Origin of the sequence: Tardiphaga robiniae, assembly GCF_013359755.1 — a bacterium.
GTDB classification, from domain to species: Bacteria; Pseudomonadota; Alphaproteobacteria; order Rhizobiales; family Xanthobacteraceae; genus Tardiphaga; species Tardiphaga robiniae.
Map to the genome: position 1 here is coordinate 211093 of NZ_JABMCJ010000092.1, position 19298 is coordinate 230390.

Sequence of the window (19298 nt, forward strand, 5' to 3'; positions counted from 1 at the left end):
GGATCTTCCGCGTGACCGCATTCGATCTGCATTCTTACGAGCCCGTCAACGGCCACGGCCTCAAGCACGATCCCTTCAATGCCATCATCGGTCCGCGTCCGATCGGGTGGGTCTCCTCCCGGGATGCCAATGGCCACGTTAATCTGGCGCCATACAGCTTCTTCAACGCCTTCAACTACACGCCGCCGCTGATCGGCTTTTCCAGCATCGGGATCAAGGACTCCGCCCGCAACATGCAGGCGACGAAGGAATTCGTCTGGAATTTGGCCACCATGGATCTGGCCAAGCAGATGAACGCCACGGCGGCGCATGTCGGCCCGGAAGTCGATGAATTCGAGATCGCCGGCCTGACGCCGGTGCCGAGCAAGCTGGTCAATGTGCCACGGGTCGGCGAAGCCCGCGTTGCTTTCGAGTGCAAGGTGACCCAGATCATCGAACTCAAGGGCGCCAACGGCGCTTCGGCCAACGCCTTCCTCACCATGGGTGAAGTCGTCGCCGTGCATATCGACAAGACCCTGATCGTGGATGGCGTGTACCAGACCGCATTGGCTGGCCCGATCCTGCGCGCCGGCCGCCGCGGCGACTATTTCCACATCAAGCAGGACGCCATGTTCGAGATGAACCGGCCGGACTGAGGCCGGCTATTCTTCCGGCATTTCGGTCGCGCGACCACTGGTCACGCGGCGGGAAATCGCCTTTCGGGAACCGTTGCGGTATCCTGTCGTTAATGATGGCTCGATGCTGTCAAATTTCGCTTGAATTTCAATGCGAAAGCTAAAGTGACACCGACACCGTCCCGCTAAGAGCGTCTGCCTTTTGGCGCCCGTGGTCCGCCCGGACTGCTGGTCGTCTCGATTGAGAGGAAGCCTCCATGAGCTCGTCCAGCTTGCGCCGTGATTATCTCACCAAGCCGATCTTTGGCTGGGCCAAGGGCGTGCTACCGAAAATGTCGGATACCGAGCGCGAGGCGCTGGAAGCCGGCGACGTCTGGTGGGATGCGGATCTGTTCACCGGCAATCCGGACTGGGCCAAGCTGCTCGCCGTCAAGCCGGCCACACTGACGGACGAAGAACAGGCCTTCATGACCGGGCCGGTGGATCGCCTCTGCGAGATGATCGACGACTGGAAGATCAATTGGGAATTGCGCGATCTGCCGCCGGACGTCTGGGAGTTCATCAAGCGCGAAAAGTTCTTCGGCATGATCATTCCGAAGGAATTCGGAGGTCTCGGCTTCTCGCCTTATGCGCATTCGGAAGTGGTGCGCAAGATTTCGTCGCGGTCGGTGGTCGCCGCCGTCACCGTGATGGTGCCCAACTCGCTCGGCCCCGGCGAACTGCTGATGAAGTTCGGCACCGACGCGCAGCGCCAGCGCTGGCTGCCGCGCCTTGCCGATGGACGCGACATTCCCTGTTTCGGCCTCACCAGCCCGGAAGCGGGCTCGGACGCGGCCTCGATGATCGACAGCGGCATCATCTGCAAGGGCACGTTCGAAGGCCAGGAGGTTCTGGGCCTGCGCCTCAACTGGCACAAGCGCTACATCACGCTCGGCCCGGTCGCGACGCTGATCGGTCTCGCCTTCAAGGCCTATGACCCCGATCACCTCGTGGGCTCACAGGATGAGCTTGGCATCACGGTTGCGCTGATCCCGCATGATCTTCCGGGCGTCGAGATCGGCCAGCGCCATCTACCGTCGATGCAGGTGTTCCAGAACGGCCCAAACTGGGGCCGCGACGTTTTCATCCCGCTCGACTACATCATCGGCGGTCAGGAGCGGCTTGGTCAGGGTTGGAAGATGCTGATGTCGGCGCTCGCCGCCGGCCGTGGCATCTCATTGCCGTCCCTGTCTGCGGCCGGTGCCGCCTATGCCGCGCGCACCACTGGTGCCTATGCCCGCATCCGCGAACAGTTCAACATTTCGATCAGCAAGTTCGAAGGCATCGAGGAGCCGCTCGCCCGCATCGCCGGCACGGCCTATCTGCTCGATGCCGCGCGACGCCTGACCTCGGCGGCGCTCAACCTGGGCCATCATCCCGCGGTTATCTCCGGCATCATGAAGCTGCATGCCACCGAGCGCATGCGCGTCGCCATCGACGATGCCATGGACATCCACGGCGGCAAGGCCGTGATCGACGGCCCGCAGAACTATATGGGCAATCTGTATCGCGCGGTGCCGGTGGGCATCACGGTGGAAGGCGCGAACATCCTGACGCGCAATCTCATCGTGTTCGGGCAGGGCGCCATCCGCGCGCATCCTTATTTGTTGCAGGAAATGAATGCGCTCGGCGATCCCGACAAGGCGAAGGGCTTAGAGGCCTTCGACACCGCGTTCTGGAAACATATCGGCCATAGCGTCACCACGCTGTTCCGCGCCTGGGGTCGCTGCTGGACCGGTGGCGTATTCGCGCCTGCGCCGGATGCCGGCGATGCCACACAGTTTTATCGCCAGCTCTCGCGTTATTCCTCGGCCTTCGCATTGTGCGCCGACATGGCGTTGCTGACGCTGGGCGGAGCGTTGAAGCGCAAGGAAATGCTGTCGGCGCGGTTCGGCGATATTCTCTCCGAGCTTTATCTGCTCTCGGCTGCGCTGAAGCGCTGGGAGGACGAAGGCCGCCAGCAGGACGATCTGCCGGCGCTTGAATGGTGTATGGCGTCCGGCTTCAAGACCATCGAGAACCGCTTTGCGGAGATTCTGGCCAACCTGCCGAACCGCTTTGTCGCCGGCATCCTCAAATTCATCGTGCAGCCATATGGTGCATCGGTGCTCGGACCTTCGGATCGCGTGGTGCATCGCTGCGCGCAGATGATCCTGGAGCCGTCGGCGACGCGCGATCGCCTGACGCCGGATCTGTCGCATGTGGATGATGACCGCGGTCTGGCGCGGCTGGAGAAAGCGTTCAAACTGGTGACATCGAGTGACGATATCGCCAAGCGCATCCGCACGGCAAAGCTGAAGAGCTGGAAGGATGCAGTGACACAGGGCGTGATTACCCAGGCCGAGGGCGAGAAGCTCGCCGCCGCGCAGGAAGCCGTCAAGCTGGTGATCGAGGTCGATCACTTCGCGCCGGAAGAGCTGTCGCCCGGCTATAAGAAGTCCGATAACGTGCACCAGTTCTTCCAGGAACTTGGTGAGCAGCGGGCAGCAAGCTGATGGCAAGACTTTCATGACAAGACCAGTCTATATCGTTGACGGCAGCCGGACGCCGTTCCTGAAGGCGCGCAGCGGTCCCGGTCCGTTCACCCCTGCCGATCTTGCCGTTCAATGCGGACGCCCGCTGCTGGCGCGGCAGCCCTTTGCACCGGATGCCTTCGACCAGGTGATCCTTGGCTGCGTCAATGTCATCGCGGATGAGATGAACCCGGCGCGCGTCGCGGCACTTCGGCTCGGTATGGGCGAGGCGATGGTGGCCTTCACCGTGCAGATCAATTGCGGCTCCGGCATGCAGTCGATCGACACCGGCTATCGCTATATCCGCGAAGGCAATGCCGATCTGATCCTCGCTGGCGGCGCCGAAGCGCTCAGCCATGCGCCGCTGGTCTGGCCGCAGAACGGCGTGCGCTGGTTCGCCGGGCTTGCCATGGCCAAGGGTGTGCTCGGCAAGGTGGCGGCGATCGCCAAGGCCCGGCCGGCTTATTTCAAGCCGATCATCGGCCTCGAGCGCGGCCTCACCGATCCGATCACCGACCTCAATATGGGCCAGACCGCCGAGAAGGTCGGGCACCTGTTCGGCATCACGCGTGCGCAGGCCGATGCCTATGCCGTCGAAAGTCACAAGCGCCTTGCGCATGCGCAGGAACAGGGCTGGCTGAAGGGTGAGGTCGAAACCGCCTTCGATCGCAAGGGCAATTTCTACGACCACGATGACGGCGTCCGCGCGGATTCGTCGGTCGACAAGCTCGCGACGCTGAAGCCGGTATTCGAACGTCCGTGGGGGCAGGTCACCGCCGGCAATTCCTCGCAGATCACCGACGGTGCATCATGGATGATCCTTGCGTCCGAAGACGCGGTGGTGAAACACGGTCTCAAGCCGAAGGCGGTGATCGTCGACAGCCAGTGGTCTGCGCTCGATCCGTCGATCATGGGCCTTGGTCCGGTGTTGTCGTCGAACGATCTGTTGAAGCGCAACAACATGACGATTCAGGACATCGAGACCTGGGAGCTCAACGAAGCCTTCGCCACGCAGGTACTCGGCTGTCTCGCCGCGTGGAAAGACGAAAAATTCTGCCGTGAGGTGCTCGGCCTCGATGGCGCTGCCGGCGAGATCGATCGCGCCAGGCTCAATGTCGATGGCGGTGCGATCAGCCTCGGCCATCCCGTCGGCACGTCCGGCAACCGCATTGTGCTGCATCTCGTCAATGCGATGAAGCGGCTCGGCACCAAAAGGGGAATCGCGACCGAATGTATCGGCGGCGGCCTCGGCGGCGCGATGTTGATCGAGACGGTGTGAGGGCGTCATGGACAGCAAGATCATGGACGTTCTTGGGGATCGCGTGCTCGAACTCGGGCCGGCTCCCGACACATCTGGCGCTTATCGCCACTTCAAGCTGACGCGCGATGCCGATGGCATCGCGTGGCTGTTGTTTGACCGCGCCGATGCGAGCGCCAATACGCTGTCGGCTGTGGTGCTGGAAGAATTCGATCAGGTGCTGAACGCGCTGGAAGCTCAGCGCCCGACCGGCATCGTGGTTCGTTCGGCCAAGAGTTCCGGCTTCATTGCCGGCGCCGACGTCAATGAATTTCGCGGCGCCAGCGACCCATTGGAAGTGGAAACGCAGATCAGCCGCGCTCACGCGGTGATCGATCGCTTCGAGGCGCTGAAGATCCCGACGGTGGCCGTCATTCACGGTTTCTGCCTGGGCGGAGGCCTCGAAGTGGCGTTGGCCTGCCAGATGCGTATTGCCATTGACGGTGCGCGCTTCGGTTTTCCGGAAGTCATGCTTGGCCTGCATCCAGGTTTGGGCGGCACGGCGCGTTTCACGCATCTGGTCAATCCGATGCAGGCGATGCCGCTGATGCTGACCGGCAAGACCATAGACGCGCGCAAGGCGAAGGCGATCGGTCTTGTCGATGCGGTGACCGAGGAGCGCCATGTCCGTAACGCCGTGCGCGATGCGGTGTTCGGCAAGCTCAAGCGCGCCAAGCCGAGTGCGCTGATCCCGATCATGAACTTCTCGCCGGTGCGCGGCATTCTCGCCTCGCGCATGGTCGCTGAAGCCTCGAAGGCTGCGCCGCGCGAACATTATCCCGCGCCCTATGCGCTGATCGAGCTCTGGGAGAAACATGGCGGCGACCGTGCGGCGATGCTCAATGCCGAGAAGGCGTCTTTCGCCCGGCTGATGGTGACGCCGACGGCGCAGAACCTGATCCGCGTCTTCTTCCTGCGCGAGGCGATGAAGAAGCTGGCCGGTGACGGCAACACCATCAAACATGTTCATGTCATCGGCGCCGGCGCCATGGGCGGCGACATCGCGGCGTGGTGCGCACATCAGGACATCTGCGTCACGCTGGCCGACATGAAGCCCGAGCCGATCGCGGGCGCCATGAAGCGCGCCGCCGATCTCTATAGCAAGATCATCCGCAAGCGCACCGAGCAGCGCGACACGCTGGATCGCCTGATCCCCGATATGGACGGCGAGGGCGTACGCAATGCCGACCTCATCATCGAGGCGGTGTCGGAGAAGCTCGAACTGAAGCAGAAGGTCTATGCCGGCATCGAGCCGCGCATGAAGGCGGACGCGATCCTCGCCACCAACACATCGAGCATCCCGTTGCAGGATCTGCGCAGCACACTGGCGCGGCCGGAGCGGCTACTGGGGTTGCATTTCTTCAACCCGGTGTCCCGCCTGCAGCTGGTCGAAGTCGTCAGCCATGACGGTGTGGATCAGGATATGCTGAAGAAGGCCACGGCTTTTGTCGGCGCAATTGATCGCCTGCCGCTTCCGGTGAAGAGCTCGCCGGGCTTTCTCGTTAATCGCGCGCTGACGCCTTACATGCTCGAGGCGATGATGCTGATGGAAGAGAAGGTCGACAAGGAAACCATCGACGCCGCCGCCGAACAGTTCGGCATGCCGATGGGTCCGATCGAACTGGCCGATCAGGTCGGGCTCGATATCTGCCTGGCCGTCGGCGACATGCTGCGCTCGAAATTTGGTGACCTGCTGCCGCCGACGCCGGCCTGGCTGCGCGAGAAGGTCAACAAGGGCGAGCTCGGCAAGAAGACCGGCAAGGGCTTCTATACATGGCGTGACGGCAAGGCCGAGAAGAGTTCCAGCGCGGTCGCCACCGCGCGGCCGACGCAGGAGATGATCGATCGCTTGGTGCTGCCGATGTCGAATGTCTGCGTCGCCTGTCTGCGCGAAGGCATCGTCGACAATGCCGATGTGGTCGATGGCGCAATGATTTTCGGAACAGGTTACGCGCCATTCCGCGGCGGCCCGCTGAACTATGCGCGGACTCGTGGAACCGAGAATATCACCGCCACGCTGCGCACGCTGGCGGCCCGGTTCGGCGATCGCTTTGCGCCGGATGCCGGCTGGGAAACCTTTAAATGATGACTCAATTTGCGGCAGGCTTTGCTCATGACTGAATCAACGACGCAGCCAGTGACGGGGCTGGATGCGGAACCGACCGGCGATCTCACCATCCGCACGGTGGCGATGCCGGCAGATACCAATGCCAATGGCGATATCTTTGGCGGCTGGCTGCTCAGCCAGATGGATCTCGGCGGCGGCATCTTTGCCGCCAAGGTGGCGAAGACGCGCACCGTCACGGTCGCCATCGAGGCTATGACCTTCCGCAAGGCCGTTCATGTCGGTGACGTCGTGTCCGTGCATGCGGAACTGGTGCGGATGGGCCGCACGTCACTTACCGTGCATATCGAGGCCTGGGTGCTTCGCCGCAATGAAAATGCCCCGATCCTGGTGACCGACGGCAATTTCACCTTTGTGTCCATTGACGAGAATGGTCGCCCGCAGGTGATCAAACGACCGGATGCGACGATCTCGACCTGAGCGATTCTAAACACCGGCGGGAACGAAATACCCCCATTCGGGTTAGTGGCCCGGAATATGCATCGCCTATCGCGTAGGGGGCCGCCATGTCAGACACTTACATCATCGAAGTCTCATCGCAGGCTGCCGGCATCGTGGTTCGCGATCCCGGTGGGTACAGGTTCTTCGCCGCGTCTCACCGTTTCAACCCGATGGAAGGCCAACTGTTTCGCAATGCGCGCGAAGCTGAACGCGCTGCCTTTCAATTCGCGCAGGGTATCCAAGCGGCTGTGACGCCCTAGAGGGCGATTCTCTGACGACATCGGCGGCGACGCGTATGGCGCCTGCGCTGTTGATGCGTTGACCATTGCCGCCAACACCCGCACCATGGAACCGTTCGTTCCGAGGTGCCGTTGTGACTGCTGGCCTGACCCATCGCCAATCCGAAATCCTGAATCACGCGCGCGCCTTTGGCCGCGTGATGGTCGACGACCTGGTGCGGCGCTTCGAGGTGTCCGCACAGACCATCCGCAAGGATCTCAACGATCTCTGCGACCAGCGCCTGCTGACGCGCATTCACGGCGGGGCCATCGTCGCCTCCGGCGTGGAAAACCTTGCTTATGAAGCGCGGCGATTCGTAGCCGCCGAAGAGAAGAAAGCCATCGGCGTCGCTGCCGCGGCGCAGATTCCCAATGGCTCGTCGCTGTTCATCAATATCGGCACCACCACGGAAGAAGTCGCCAGCGCGCTGATCAATCACGAAAACCTGCTGGTCATTACCAACAATCTCAATGTGGCGATGATGCTCTATCGTCACCCGCATATCGAGGTGATTGTCGCCGGTGGCACCGTGCGCCGCTCCGATGGTGCGGTGATCGGCTCCACGGCGATCAAGCTGATTGGCCAATTCAAGGTCGATTACGCCATCATCGGCGCCTCGGCGATTGACGAGGAGGGTGCGCTGCTCGACTTCGACTATCGCGAGGTGCAGGCCGCGCAGGCGATCATCGCCAATGCCCGCAATGTCATGCTGGTCTGCGATTCGACCAAGCTGCGGCGCTCGGCGGCCGTGCGCATCGCCCATATCAGCCAGATCCAGACCTTCGTCACCGACGTGCCGCTGCCGCCCTCCCTGCAGGAGATCTGCCGGAGCCGGGGCGTTCAGGTGATCGCCGCCCTGCCGGGCTCCGCCGACGATGCGGACGACCTGGAACCCGAGCCGACCCCGCTTTAGACCCTGTTCAGATCCCGAAAACGCCAGTTGCTTTCGTTTTAGGTTGTGGTTTAATCGAAAGCGAAAGCCAAATCGCTGAAAGCGAAGATGGCGCGTCCGAAGGAAGGCGCCAGACAATTGGCGCAGGAGGGGAGACGGGGTGGGTCAGATCTACGACCTCGCAATCATTGGCGGCGGTGTGAACGGCTGCGGCATCGCCCGCGACGCCGTCGGCCGCGGCAATTCCGTGTTCCTTTGCGAGATGAACGATCTGGCCAGCGGCACCTCGTCCTGGTCGACCAAGCTCATCCATGGCGGGTTGCGCTACCTCGAATATTACGATTTCAAACTGGTGCGCCACGCGCTGCTGGAACGCGAAGTTCTCTGGCAGATCGCGCCGCATATCATCCGTCCCCTGCGTTTCGTGCTACCGCATCACGCCGGTCTGCGGCCTGCCTGGCTGCTGCGCTTGGGGTTGTTTCTCTACGACCATATCGGCGGCCGTAAGCTTCTGCCCCCGACGCGCACGCTTGACCTCACCCGCGACGAGACCGGCAAGCCGCTGGCGCCCGGCCGGTTCAAGCGTGGTTTTGAATATTCCGACTGCTCGGTAGATGATGCGCGCCTTGTCGTGCTCACCGCGCGTGATGCCGCCGATCGGGGCGCTGAGATCCGCACGCGCACGCGCGCAACCGAGATCAGGCAGGCCGACGGGATGTGGCAGGTCACGGTGCAGGATACGGCGACGGGCGACCGCTCGACCATCAGTGCGCGCACGCTGGTCAATGCCGGTGGTCCGTGGGTCGAGAATGTTCTGGCGGTCGGTGCCGGCGTCAATGCGAAGGCGAAAGTCCGCCTCGTGCAGGGCTCGCATATCGTGGTGCCGAAACTTTACAGCCACGACCGCGCCTACATCTTCCAGAATGCCGATGGTCGTATCGTATTTGCGATTCCCTATCAGGACGATTTCACCCTGATCGGTACCACCGATATCGATTATGACGGCGATCCCGCCGATGTGAAAATCTCTGCCGACGAGATCAATTATCTCTGCAAGTCGGTCAGCGAATATCTCGCCAGGCCCGTGCTGGCCGAAGACGTGGTGTGGACCTATTCCGGCGTGCGCCCGCTCTATGACGACGGCGCCAACGAGGCCAAGGCGGCGACGCGCGACTATGTGTTCGAGCTCGATCTGCCTGGCGGCCTGCCGCTGCTGTCGATTTATGGTGGCAAGATCACGACCTATCGTCGTCTCGCCGAAGAAGCCTTGCAGAAGCTTGCGCCCTATCTGAAGGGCACCAAGGCCAGGGAAGGCTGGACGGCCCATGCCACGCTGCCTGGCGGTGATTTCGATGTCTCCGCGGTCGATGCGCTGATCGCCGAATTGTTGCGCGACTATCCGTTCCTCACCCCGGCCCATGCCAACCGCCTGGCGCATGCCTATGGCACGCGCGCAGCAAAGATGTTGGGCACCGCGAAATCGCCGGCCGATCTCGGTCAGGCCTTTGGCGCAACGCTGACCGAGCGCGAAGTGCGCTATCTCATGGCCAATGAATGGGCCGTCAGTGCCGAGGATATCGTGTGGCGCCGTTCCAAACTCGGTCTGCGCCTGTCGAAGGAAGAGATCGCGGCTCTCGATCAATGGCTGCAGGCTAATCGCGCCCAGCCCGCCAATCCAATGCGCGAAGCGGGAGCGCGGTCATGAGCGTCGCACTCGATCACGTCTCGCAGATGGTCGATGGCGTCACGACGATCCGTGACGTGTCGCTGACGCTGGAAAGGGGCACACTGAACGTGCTGCTCGGGCCGACATTGGCCGGCAAGACCTCGATCATGCGGTTGCTGGCCGGGCTCGATAAGCCGACCCAAGGTCGTGTGCTGGTCGATGGCAAGGACGTCACCGGCGTTGATATCCGCAAGCGCTCGGTGGCGATGGTCTATCAGCAGTTCATCAATTACCCTTCGCTGACGGTCTATGAGAATATCGCCTCGCCGTTGCGCGTGCAGGGCAAGCCGAAAGCCGAGATTGAAACCCGCGTGCACGAAGCCGCGGCCTTGCTCAAGCTAGAGCCCTATCTGAAGCGCACGCCGCTGCAACTCTCCGGTGGCCAGCAGCAGCGCACGGCCATTGCCCGCGCGCTGGTCAAGGGCGCCGATCTCGTGCTGCTCGACGAGCCGCTCGCCAATCTCGACTACAAGCTGCGCGAGGAATTGCGCACCGAACTGCCGAAGATTTTCGAGGCCTCTGGTGCGATTTTCGTCTATGCGACGACGGAGCCCTCCGAAGCGCTTTTGTTGGGCGGCAGCACCGTGTGTCTGTGGGAAGGCCAGGTTTTGCAGGTCGGCCAGACCTCCAGGGTCTATCGCCATCCCGAGACTCTCAAGGCCGCCGAAGTGTTCTCCGATCCGCCGCTTAATCTGGTGGCGATCGAGAAGAAGAACGGCCACGTGCACTATGCCGGTGGCGCGACGGCGCCCGCCAGTGGGCTCTATGCAAACCTCGCCGACGGCAGCTATCGCGTTGGCTTCCGCGCGCATCAGCTCGAAGTCGCCAGTGGTCTCGCCGGACGGCATGCATTTCCTGCGGAAGTAACGGTGACCGAAATCACCGGGTCGGAAAGCTTCGTCCATCTGAAACGCGACGCGTCGAATTGGGTTGCGGTGCTGCAGGGCGTGCATGAATTCCTGCCCGGCCACATGCTCGACGCCGTGCTCGATCCCGCCAATCTGTTCGTCTTCGATGGCAGCGACCGTCTGGTTGCCGCTCCCAACACTGTGCAGGGAGCGTAACATGGCCCGCATCGATCTCGTCGATCTCGCGCAGTCCTACAGCGGCCCCGATGCCGATCTGGAGAGCTTTGCCCTCAAGCCGATCTCCATGACCTGGCGGCAGGGCGGCGCCTATGCGCTGCTCGGCCCATCCGGTTGCGGCAAGACCACGCTGCTCAATTTGATCTCCGGCATCGTGACGCCGACGCGCGGCCAGATCCTGTTCGATGGTAAGGACATCACGCCGCTGTCGACCCAGAAGCGGAACATCGCGCAGGTGTTCCAGTTCCCGGTCATCTACGACACCATGACGGTCGGCGAGAATCTCGCTTTTCCGCTGAAGAATCGCGGCGTGCCGAAAGCCCAGATCGATGCACGTGTCGCCGAGATCGGCGAACTCCTCGATCTCACGCCCTATCTGGGCCGCAAGGCAACGCGGCTAACGCCCGATGCCAAGCAGAAGATTTCGCTCGGCCGTGGCCTGGTGCGTTCCGACGTTGCTGCGGTGCTGTTCGACGAACCACTGACGGTGATCGATCCCGCACTGAAATGGGAACTACGCTCGAAGCTCAAGGCACTGCACCGCGCGCTGGACCTCACGATGATCTACGTGACCCACGACCAGACCGAGGCGTTGACCTTTGCCGATACGGTGGTGGTGATGCATGACGGGCGTGTCGTACAGTCCGGCACGCCGCAGGAATTGTTCGACAAGCCCGCACATACATTCGTCGGCTATTTCATCGGCTCGCCCGGCATGAATATCGTGCCGGCTGAAGTCAGCGGCCGCGAGGCGCGTATCGGCGGGCACGTGATCGCGCTGCAGCGCAGTTACGACAAGTTGCCAGCAGGCCCGACAATCGAAGTCGGCATTCGCCCCGAATTCGTCCATGTTGCGACGCCCGCGCCAGGCTTGCTGTTGGCGCAGGTCGAGCGCGTCGACGATCTCGGCCGTATCAGTTTCGCGCGCGTCCGCATCGGCGGCGTCAAGTTCGCCGCGCGCGTACCTCAGGGATTTTCTATTGCGGGGAGCGATGTCGGGCTGGTGTTCGATCCCAGCCGGGTGCACGTTTACGCCGACAGCCGCCTTGTCGAAGGGGTTGCATGATGGACAAGACCGTCAATCAAAAAGCCTGGTTCCTCGTCCTGCCGGTGTTTCTCATCGTGGCGTTCTCCGCGGTGCTGCCGCTGATGACGGTCGTGAACTATTCGGTGCAGGACACCTTCGGCAACAACCAATTCTTCTGGAACGGCGTCGGCTGGTTCAAGGAGCTGCTTGATCCGTCCAGCGATCTCGGCGGGCGCTTCTACGCGTCGCTGCTGCGCAATCTGGCTTTCTCCGCGATTATCCTCGCTATCGAAGTGCCGCTCGGCATTCTGGTCGCATTGTCGATGCCGCGTGACGGCTGGCGCGTCGCCGCCTGCCTCGTGATCCTCGCGCTGCCGCTGCTGATTCCATGGAACGTGGTCGGCACCATCTGGCAGATCTTCGGGCGGCCCGACATTGGTCTGCTCGGCTATACACTCAACCACATGGGTATCGACTATAATTACGTGTCGAACGAGTTTGATGCCTGGGCCACCGTCATCGTGATGGATGTCTGGCACTGGACCAGCCTCGTCGCGCTGCTGTGTTACGCAGGCCTGAAATCGATCCCCGATGCCTATTATCAGGCGGCACAGATCGACGGCGCGTCGCGCTGGGCGGTGTTTCGCGCGATCCAGTTGCCGAAGCTCAACCGTGTGTTGCTGATCGGCGTGCTGTTGCGTTTCATGGATAGTTTCATGATCTATACCGAGCCCTTCGTGGTCACCGGCGGCGGCCCCGGCAATTCGACCACCTTCGTCTCCATTGAGCTCGTCAAGATCGCGCTCGGCCAGTTCGATCTCGGCAAGGCTGCGGCGCTGTCGCTGGTCTACAACATCATCGTGCTGATCGTGTGCTGGATATTCTACACCGTGATGACCAATGCCGGCGTCGATCACACCAAGCGCGAGGGAGCGGTCTGATGCATACGATCCCTGGGCGTCGCATTATCCTGTTACTGTTTTTGGTGTTCTTGCTGCTGCCGATCTACTGGCTCGTGAATATGAGCTTCAAGACCAATGGCGAGATCGTCTCGACCATGACGCTGTGGCCGCACCAGCCGACGCTGGAGAACTATACCCGCATCTTCACCGACGAGAGCTGGTATTCCGGTTACATCAATTCGCTGAAATACGTCATCATCAACACCATCCTGTCGATCTCTTTCGCGCTGCCGGCAGCTTACGCGTTTTCGCGCTATCGTTTCCTCGGCGACAAGCACCTGTTTTTCTGGCTGCTGTCGAACCGGATGGCGCCGCCGGCCGTATTCGCGCTGCCATTCTTCAATCTCTATTCGGCCATCGGCCTGTTCGACACGCCATGGGCCGTGGCGCTGGCGCATTGCCTGTTCAACGTGCCGCTCGCAGTATGGATCCTCGAAGGCTTCGTGTCCGGCGTGCCGCGCGAGATCGACGAGACGGCGTTTCTCGATGGCTACTCGTTCCCGAAGTTCTTCGTGAAGATTCTCGTGCCGCTGATCGCATCGGGCATCGGCGTCGCTGCCTTCTTCTGCTTCATGTTCTCCTGGGTCGAACTGCTGTTGGCGCGCACGCTGACCTCGGTGAATGCCAAGCCGATCTCGGCGGTTATGACGCGCACAGTGTCGGCCTCGGGCATGGATTGGGGCCTGCTCGCTGCTGCCGGCGTGCTGACCATTATCCCCGGTGCCCTCGTCATCTGGTTCGTCCGCAATTACATCGCGCGCGGTTTCGCGCTTGGCCGGGTCTAGGAGGCCGTCATGGAAAACATCGCATGGATGGCCTGGACGCCGCCGACGGCGATCTTCTTTGGGCTGCTGGCATTGACGCTGGGCACCATGACTTGGCTCGCAGTCGCCTATCCCGAGGCCGAACGCATCGGCATCCTGCGCATTCCCACCACGCGCGGCGACCGGCTGTTCCTGTCGCTGATCGCGGCGGCCGTCATCCACCTGTTGTGGATCGGCTTCATCGGTTCCGATCCGATCGCGACGCTGCCGATCGGCGAGGAGGGAGTTGAAATCTCGAATCTGTGGTTCGGGACATTGATTTCGTTGGTCTCGGCGGTGGCAATTTTTCGCACCGTCTGACCGGCATGGACTGCAGTCTCGGGATGAACCCGGGCCTGAAACAGAAGTGAGGGAGGAAGCTATGAGGCACCTGACGACACAGGCACGTCGCCCGACGCGCCATATCATGATGACCAGCGCTGCTGCGTTGATCACGGCGACTGCGTTGCTTGCCGCGCCGGCCAAGGCCGACGACGCCACCATTCAGAAGTGGATCGACAGCGAATTCCAGCCGTCGACGCTCTCGAAGGCAGACCAACTGAAGGAACTGCAGTGGTACGAGAAGGCTGCGCAGCCGTTCAAGGGCATGGAGATCAATGTCGTCTCCGAAACCATCACCACGCACGAATACGAGGCGAAGACGCTGGCCAAGGCGTTTAGCGAGATCACCGGCATCAAGCTGAAGCACGATATCATCCAGGAAGGCGACGTGGTCGAAAAGCTGCAGACCCAGATGCAGTCCGGCAAGAATGTCTATGACGGCTGGATCAACGATAGCGATTTGATCGGCACGCATTTCCGCTACGGCCAGACCATCGCGCTAACGGATTACATGACCGGCGAAGGCAAGGACGTCACAAGCCCGACCCTCGACCTCAAGGACTTCATCGGCACGCCGTTCACCACCGCGCCCGACAAGAAGCTGTATCAACTGCCCGACCAGCAGTTCGCCAACCTTTACTGGTTCCGGTACGACTGGTTCACCAATGCCGAGTACAAGTCGAAGTTCAAGGCCAAGTATGGCTACGATCTCGGCGTGCCCGTGAACTGGTCGGCCTATGAAGATATCGCCGAGTTCTTCACCAACGACATCAAGACGATCGATGGCGTTAAGGTCTATGGCCATATGGACTACGGCAAGAAGGATCCGTCGCTCGGCTGGCGTTTCACCGACGCGTGGCTGTCGATGGCCGGCAATGGCGACAAGGGTCTTCCGAACGGTCTGCCCGTCGATGAATGGGGCATCCGCATGGAAGGCTGCCGTCCCGTTGGTTCCTCCATCGAGCGCGGCGGCGATACCAACGGTCCGGCAGCGGTCTACTCGATCGCGAAATACCTCGACTGGATGAAGAAGTATGCCCCGCCGCAGGCGCAGGGCATGACCTTCTCGGAGTCGGGTCCGGTGCCGGCACAGGGCAATATTGCCCAGCAGATGTTCTGGTACACCGCTTTCACCGCCGACATGGTGAAGCCGGGTCTCGCGGTCATGAATGCCGACGGAACGCCGAAGTGGCGCATGGCCCCGTCGCCGCATGGCTCGTACTGGAAGGAAGGCATGAAGCTCGGCTATCAGGACGTCGGTTCGGGCACGCTGCTCAAATCGACTCCGCCGGATCGCCGCAAGGCAGCCTGGCTCTATCTGCAGTTCATCACCTCGAAGACGGTGTCGCTGAAGAAGAGCCATGTCGGTCTCACCTTCATTCGTGAGAGCGATATCTGGGACAAGTCGTTCACCGAACGTGCGCCGAAGCTCGGTGGTCTGGTCGAGTTCTATCGCTCGCCAGCCCGCGTGCAATGGTCGCCGACCGGTAACAACATCCCGGATTATCCGAAGCTGGCACAGCTGTGGTGGCAGAACATAGGCGATGCGTCGTCCGGTGCGAAGACCCCGCAGCAGGCGATGGACTCGCTGGCCGCAGCTCAGGATTCGGTGCTCGAACGTCTTGAACGATCCAAGGTTCAGGGCGAATGCGGACCGAAGCTGAACAAGAAGGAAACCGCCGAGTTCTGGTACGCGAAGTCTGCCAAGGACGGCAACATCGCGCCCCAGCGCAAGCTGGCGAACGAGAAGCCGAAGGGCGAGACGGTGGACTACGACACCCTGATCAAGTCGTGGCCTGCGACCCCGCCGCAGAAGCGCGCGTCGAACTAAGGCGAACTTTCTGAACAACAAAAAAGGCCGGGAGCGATCCCGGCCTTTTCTCTTGCTGTCATTCCGGGTTCGCGCCCGCAAAGATGCGTGTGCGCCCCGGAATGACGGCGTACTTACTCCGCTGCCTGCTTCGCGCCCAGCACCGGGTAATCCGTGTAGCCCTTGGCGCCGCCGCCATAGAACGTCGCCTTGTCGGCATCGTTGAGCGGCGCGCCGATCTTCAGGCGCTCGACCAGATCTGGATTCGAGATGAACGGCTTGCCGAAGGCGATCAGGTCGGCGGCATCGGCCGCGAGCACCTTGTTGGCCAGCGCTAGATCGAAGCCGTTATTGGCGATATACGTTCCACTGAAACGCTTGCGCAGGCTGGCATAGTCGAATGGTGCCACGTCGCGCGGACCGCCGGTCGCGCCTTCGACGACATGCAGATAGACCAGCTTCTCGGCGCTGAGCCCGTCGGTGATGTAGTCGAACAGCTTTTGCGCCTGCGTGTCGGCGGCGGCGTCGTTGGCCGGCGTAACCGGCGAGATGCGAATGCCGGTTCTGTCGCCGCCGATTTCCTTGGCAACTGCCGCGGCCACTTCCAGCATCAGTTTGGCGCGGTTCTCGAGCGAACCGCCATAGGCGTCGGTGCGCTTGTTGGTGCTGTCACGCGCGAATTGCTCAAGCAGATAACCGTTGGCGCCATGGATCTCTACGCCGTCGAAACCGGCTTCGACCGCATTGGCAGCGCCGCGTGCGAAACTGTCGATGACGCCTTGAATTTCACCCAGCTCCAGCGCGCGGGGTTCCGAGACATCGGTGAAGGTGTTGTTGACGAAGGTCTTGGTGTTGGCGCGGATCGCCGAAGGGGCCACCGGCGCTCCGCCATTCGGCTGCAGGCTGACATGCGAGATACGGCCAACGTGCCAGATCTGCATATAGATATGACCGCCCTTGGCATGCACGGCCTCGGTCACCTTCTTCCAGCCGGCGATCTGCTCCTTGGTGTAGATGCCCGGGACGTCCTGATAGCCTTGGCCCTGCTGCGAGACGGGTGTGCCTTCGGTTACCAGAAGGCCGGCGCTGGCACGCTGGCTATAATATTCGATCGCCAGCGGGTTCGGCACGTTGCCCGGCAATGCGCGATTGCGCGTCAGCGGCGCCATCACCGTGCGATTGGTCAGCGTGTTTGCACCAAGCTTGTAGGGTTCGAAGAGTTTGGACGTGCTCATGATGAATGATCCAGTCGATGAAAGGTGAAATCGAATTGGGCATCATGCAGCGCATTGGCAATACCGCTGCGCTGCATGTCGTTGGTTCAGGATAAAACGATCGTGGCGATGACGGATTGAATGATCATGATCTCTCTATCGGTCGGCCAGCAGCCGAATATCCTGCGGTGATGGCGCGGCTTACTGCGCGCCGAGGAAGTCGCGCTTGCCGACATCGATGCCGCACATCCGCAGGATGCCGTGGGCAGTGGTGATGTGGAAATAGAAGCTCGGTAGCGAGAAGCTGGTGAGGAATTGCTGGCCGGACATGGTGGTGGTCGTGCCGGGGCCGGTGGGGAAGGTGATCTCCCGGGTCTCGCCGCCGTCGAATTGGGCGGGCTTGTAGTTCTTCAGGTAATCGACGGTCCTGCCGATTCGCTGCTGCAATTCATCGAAGGTCGTTTCGGTATCCGGCACCGCCGGCACTTCGCTGCCGGACAGGCGCGCGCTGCCCTTGGTGGCGAAATCGCAGGAGAGCTGGACCTGCCGGCTCAGCGGCAGCATGTCCGGGAAAAGTCGCGTGCCGAGCAGGACGGCGGGCTCGATCTTCTTTGCGGCAGCATAGGTTTCGGCCTTTTTCAGTCCAGCGGACAGACTGCCCAGCATCTGCAGATAGGCAGGCACGACGGAATCATAGAACGGCATGAGGATGCTCTTTTGTGATGCGTTTCGAGGCACAGCGCGGCAGGTCGAGAAAGATGCTGTTGCATGGAGTTGGGGGGCGGTTGGCTGATTTCAACCGCCCGGCCTCACAAAAGAGAAGAAATTTCGAGGCTTATCCCGATAAGGGGATACCGATTCTTCGCTTCGCTTTATCCCCCGGATTTCAATGCTGTGAGCAATTCGGCCGTCGGCCAGGAGTCCGCGGGCAGGCCGAACTTGACCTGCATGGCCTTCACCGCGGTGCGGCTCTGCTGGCCGAGAATGCCGTCGATCTTACCGACATTGAAGCCGCGCTTCACCAGCAGTTGCTGCAGTTCGCGGAGTTCAGGATGTGACAGCTGCGCGACAGGGGCGGAGGGCTGCCGCATCTTGGAGGCGCCATTGATGCGGGTGGCGAGATAGGCTGCTGTCGTCGAATAGATCAGCGAATTATTCCATTCGGTATAGGCGGCGAAATTCGCGTAAGCGAGGAAAGCGGGACCGTGCCGGCCCATCGGCAGCAGCAGCGAGGCCGGCATACTGTCATTCGGCAGTGGACGCCCGTCGGGATAGCTGACGCCGAATGACGCCCATTTCGCGCGCGGCAGTTGAATGGTGAGATCGGCCTGATCCCAAGGTACGTTCTCGGTGACCCGCACCTCTTGCAGCCACGGTTCGCCGCGGCGCCATTTCAAACCGGTGGAAATATAGTGAGCGGTCGAGCCGATCACGTCGGCCGGGCTGCGCAGCAAATTGCGATGGCCGTCGCCGTCGTAGTCCACGGCATAGTTGAAGTAATGCGTCGGCAGAAACTGCGTCTGGCCGAGTTCGCCGGCCCATGAGCCGATCATCTCGGCGGGCGACAGATCGCCGCGATCGATGATCTTCAGCGCGGCGATGGTCTCGTCCTGAAACATCTTCGAGCGCCGGCAGTCATAGGCCAGCGACACCAGCGAGCGTAGGGTCTGCAGATTGCCCATCTGCACCCCGAAGTCGCTCTCCAGTGCCCAGAACGCCGCGATGACGGCCGGCGGCACGCCATATTCCTTCTCGGCGCGCGCAAAGGCTGCGGCGTTCTGCTTGATCTTGAGCTGCCCGTTCTGCATCCGGTAATCCGCCGCCATGCGTCCGGCGAATTGCGTGAACAACTGCCCGAATACGCGCTGTCCACGGTCGCGGTTGACGATGCCCTGGTCGTAGACGAGGTAGGGCGCCGCTTCCGCCATCGCGCGCTGCGATACCCCGCTAGCGACAGCCTGCTGTTTCAGCCCGGCAAGGAATTGATCGAAGCTCTGGCCGCCATGGCAGGATGCGGCGCGCTGGGCGGAGGCGGGGGAGGCGAGGGCGATCAGGGCTGATGTTGCGAGCAGGATTGCAAATCGAATCGACATAAATATTCGCAGCATGAAGGCCCTTTCGGTCGTCAT

17 protein-coding genes are annotated in these 19298 nt (G+C 61.7%); 14 read left to right on the plus strand and 3 right to left on the minus strand.

The window, feature by feature from the left end; genetic code table 11:
- The first annotated feature begins 11 nt into the window (after window positions 1-11).
- From HP556_RS22955 to HP556_RS23020, 14 genes are all read left to right on the plus strand, one after another.
- Window positions 12-635 (plus strand): flavin reductase family protein, encoded by a 624-nt coding sequence (locus HP556_RS22955; RefSeq protein ID WP_089262600.1) that lies wholly within the window; start codon window positions 12-14, stop codon window positions 633-635.
- A 236-nt stretch (window positions 636-871) separates the two neighbouring features.
- On the plus strand, window positions 872-3148 hold the full coding sequence (locus tag HP556_RS22960; protein ID WP_175368659.1) for an acyl-CoA dehydrogenase: 2277 nt from the start codon (window positions 872-874) through the stop codon (window positions 3146-3148).
- Window positions 3149-3161: 13 nt separating this feature from the next.
- The gene (locus tag HP556_RS22965) at window positions 3162-4445 is read left to right on the plus strand and encodes an acetyl-CoA C-acetyltransferase (protein WP_175368660.1); all 1284 of its coding nucleotides are present in this window, start codon (window positions 3162-3164) and stop codon (window positions 4443-4445) included.
- A gap of 7 nt (window positions 4446-4452) precedes the next feature.
- Entirely contained in the window at window positions 4453-6549 is a 2097-nt protein-coding gene (locus HP556_RS22970) for a 3-hydroxyacyl-CoA dehydrogenase NAD-binding domain-containing protein (protein ID WP_175368661.1), read from the plus strand.
- Window positions 6550-6576: 27 nt separating this feature from the next.
- Window positions 6577-7008, plus strand: a complete 432-nt coding sequence (locus HP556_RS22975; RefSeq protein WP_175368662.1) for an acyl-CoA thioesterase — start codon at window positions 6577-6579, stop codon at window positions 7006-7008.
- An 86-nt stretch (window positions 7009-7094) separates the two neighbouring features.
- Window positions 7095-7289 (plus strand): hypothetical protein, encoded by a 195-nt coding sequence (locus HP556_RS22980; RefSeq protein ID WP_093759633.1) that lies wholly within the window; start codon window positions 7095-7097, stop codon window positions 7287-7289.
- Window positions 7290-7402: 113 nt separating this feature from the next.
- Window positions 7403-8221 carry a DeoR/GlpR family DNA-binding transcription regulator gene (locus HP556_RS22985; protein ID WP_338117604.1) on the plus strand — a complete coding sequence of 273 codons (819 nt, stop codon included), beginning with the start codon at window positions 7403-7405 and terminating at the stop codon, window positions 8219-8221.
- A 139-nt stretch (window positions 8222-8360) separates the two neighbouring features.
- Window positions 8361-9905: a glycerol-3-phosphate dehydrogenase gene (gene glpD / locus HP556_RS22990; protein ID WP_120288336.1), complete on the plus strand. Its 1545-nt coding sequence runs from the start codon at window positions 8361-8363 to the stop codon at window positions 9903-9905.
- Window positions 9902-10990 carry an ABC transporter ATP-binding protein gene (locus tag HP556_RS22995; protein WP_175368663.1) on the plus strand — a complete coding sequence of 363 codons (1089 nt, stop codon included), beginning with the start codon at window positions 9902-9904 and terminating at the stop codon, window positions 10988-10990. Before glpD ends, HP556_RS22995 begins: the two co-directional genes overlap by 4 nt.
- Window position 10991: 1 nt before the next feature.
- Entirely contained in the window at window positions 10992-12077 is a 1086-nt protein-coding gene (locus HP556_RS23000; RefSeq protein ID WP_175368664.1) for an ABC transporter ATP-binding protein, read from the plus strand.
- Window positions 12077-12979, plus strand: a complete 903-nt coding sequence (locus HP556_RS23005; RefSeq protein WP_068733714.1) for a carbohydrate ABC transporter permease — start codon at window positions 12077-12079, stop codon at window positions 12977-12979. The genes HP556_RS23000 and HP556_RS23005 overlap by 1 nt, the downstream gene beginning before the upstream one ends.
- Entirely contained in the window at window positions 12979-13785 is an 807-nt protein-coding gene (locus HP556_RS23010; RefSeq protein WP_120288339.1) for a carbohydrate ABC transporter permease, read from the plus strand. Before HP556_RS23005 ends, HP556_RS23010 begins: the two co-directional genes overlap by 1 nt.
- Before the next feature lie 9 nt (window positions 13786-13794).
- Entirely contained in the window at window positions 13795-14124 is a 330-nt protein-coding gene (locus HP556_RS23015) for a DUF2160 domain-containing protein (RefSeq protein ID WP_175368665.1), read from the plus strand.
- A gap of 109 nt (window positions 14125-14233) precedes the next feature.
- Complete coding sequence (locus HP556_RS23020; protein ID WP_175368847.1) at window positions 14234-15976, plus strand: ABC transporter substrate-binding protein; 1743 nt, start codon at window positions 14234-14236, stop codon at window positions 15974-15976.
- A gap of 113 nt (window positions 15977-16089) precedes the next feature.
- Here the strand turns inward: HP556_RS23020 and HP556_RS23025 are convergent, their stop codons facing one another.
- The 3 genes from HP556_RS23025 to HP556_RS23035 form a co-directional block, all read right to left on the minus strand.
- Window positions 16090-17190, minus strand: coding sequence for an alkene reductase (locus HP556_RS23025; protein ID WP_175368666.1), 1101 nt, complete (start codon window positions 17188-17190; stop codon window positions 16090-16092).
- 180 nt (window positions 17191-17370) lie between these two features.
- Window positions 17371-17874: a DUF1993 domain-containing protein gene (locus HP556_RS23030; protein ID WP_175368667.1), complete on the minus strand. Its 504-nt coding sequence runs from the start codon at window positions 17872-17874 to the stop codon at window positions 17371-17373.
- A 167-nt stretch (window positions 17875-18041) separates the two neighbouring features.
- Complete coding sequence (locus tag HP556_RS23035) at window positions 18042-19262, minus strand: lytic murein transglycosylase (protein ID WP_175368668.1); 1221 nt, start codon at window positions 19260-19262, stop codon at window positions 18042-18044.
- Between the last annotated feature and the right edge of the window lie 36 nt (window positions 19263-19298).

Coding starts and splice junctions, on each gene's coding strand:
- HP556_RS22965 (WP_175368660.1), top strand. CDS start 3,162: ATGACAAGACCAGTCTATATCGTTGACGGCAGCCGGACGCCGTTCCTG.
- HP556_RS23000 (WP_175368664.1), top strand. CDS start 10,992: ATGGCCCGCATCGATCTCGTCGATCTCGCGCAGTCCTACAGCGGCCCC.
- HP556_RS23035 (WP_175368668.1), bottom strand. CDS start 19,262: ATGTCGATTCGATTTGCAATCCTGCTCGCAACATCAGCCCTGATCGCC.
- HP556_RS22960 (WP_175368659.1), top strand. CDS start 872: ATGAGCTCGTCCAGCTTGCGCCGTGATTATCTCACCAAGCCGATCTTT.
- HP556_RS22970 (WP_175368661.1), top strand. CDS start 4,453: ATGGACAGCAAGATCATGGACGTTCTTGGGGATCGCGTGCTCGAACTC.
- HP556_RS23015 (WP_175368665.1), top strand. CDS start 13,795: ATGGAAAACATCGCATGGATGGCCTGGACGCCGCCGACGGCGATCTTC.
- HP556_RS22980 (WP_093759633.1), top strand. CDS start 7,095: ATGTCAGACACTTACATCATCGAAGTCTCATCGCAGGCTGCCGGCATC.
- HP556_RS23030 (WP_175368667.1), bottom strand. CDS start 17,874: ATGCCGTTCTATGATTCCGTCGTGCCTGCCTATCTGCAGATGCTGGGC.
- HP556_RS22975 (WP_175368662.1), top strand. CDS start 6,577: ATGACTGAATCAACGACGCAGCCAGTGACGGGGCTGGATGCGGAACCG.
- HP556_RS22995 (WP_175368663.1), top strand. CDS start 9,902: ATGAGCGTCGCACTCGATCACGTCTCGCAGATGGTCGATGGCGTCACG.
- HP556_RS23025 (WP_175368666.1), bottom strand. CDS start 17,190: ATGAGCACGTCCAAACTCTTCGAACCCTACAAGCTTGGTGCAAACACG.
- HP556_RS23020 (WP_175368847.1), top strand. CDS start 14,234: ATGACCAGCGCTGCTGCGTTGATCACGGCGACTGCGTTGCTTGCCGCG.
- HP556_RS23005 (WP_068733714.1), top strand. CDS start 12,077: ATGGACAAGACCGTCAATCAAAAAGCCTGGTTCCTCGTCCTGCCGGTG.
- HP556_RS23010 (WP_120288339.1), top strand. CDS start 12,979: ATGCATACGATCCCTGGGCGTCGCATTATCCTGTTACTGTTTTTGGTG.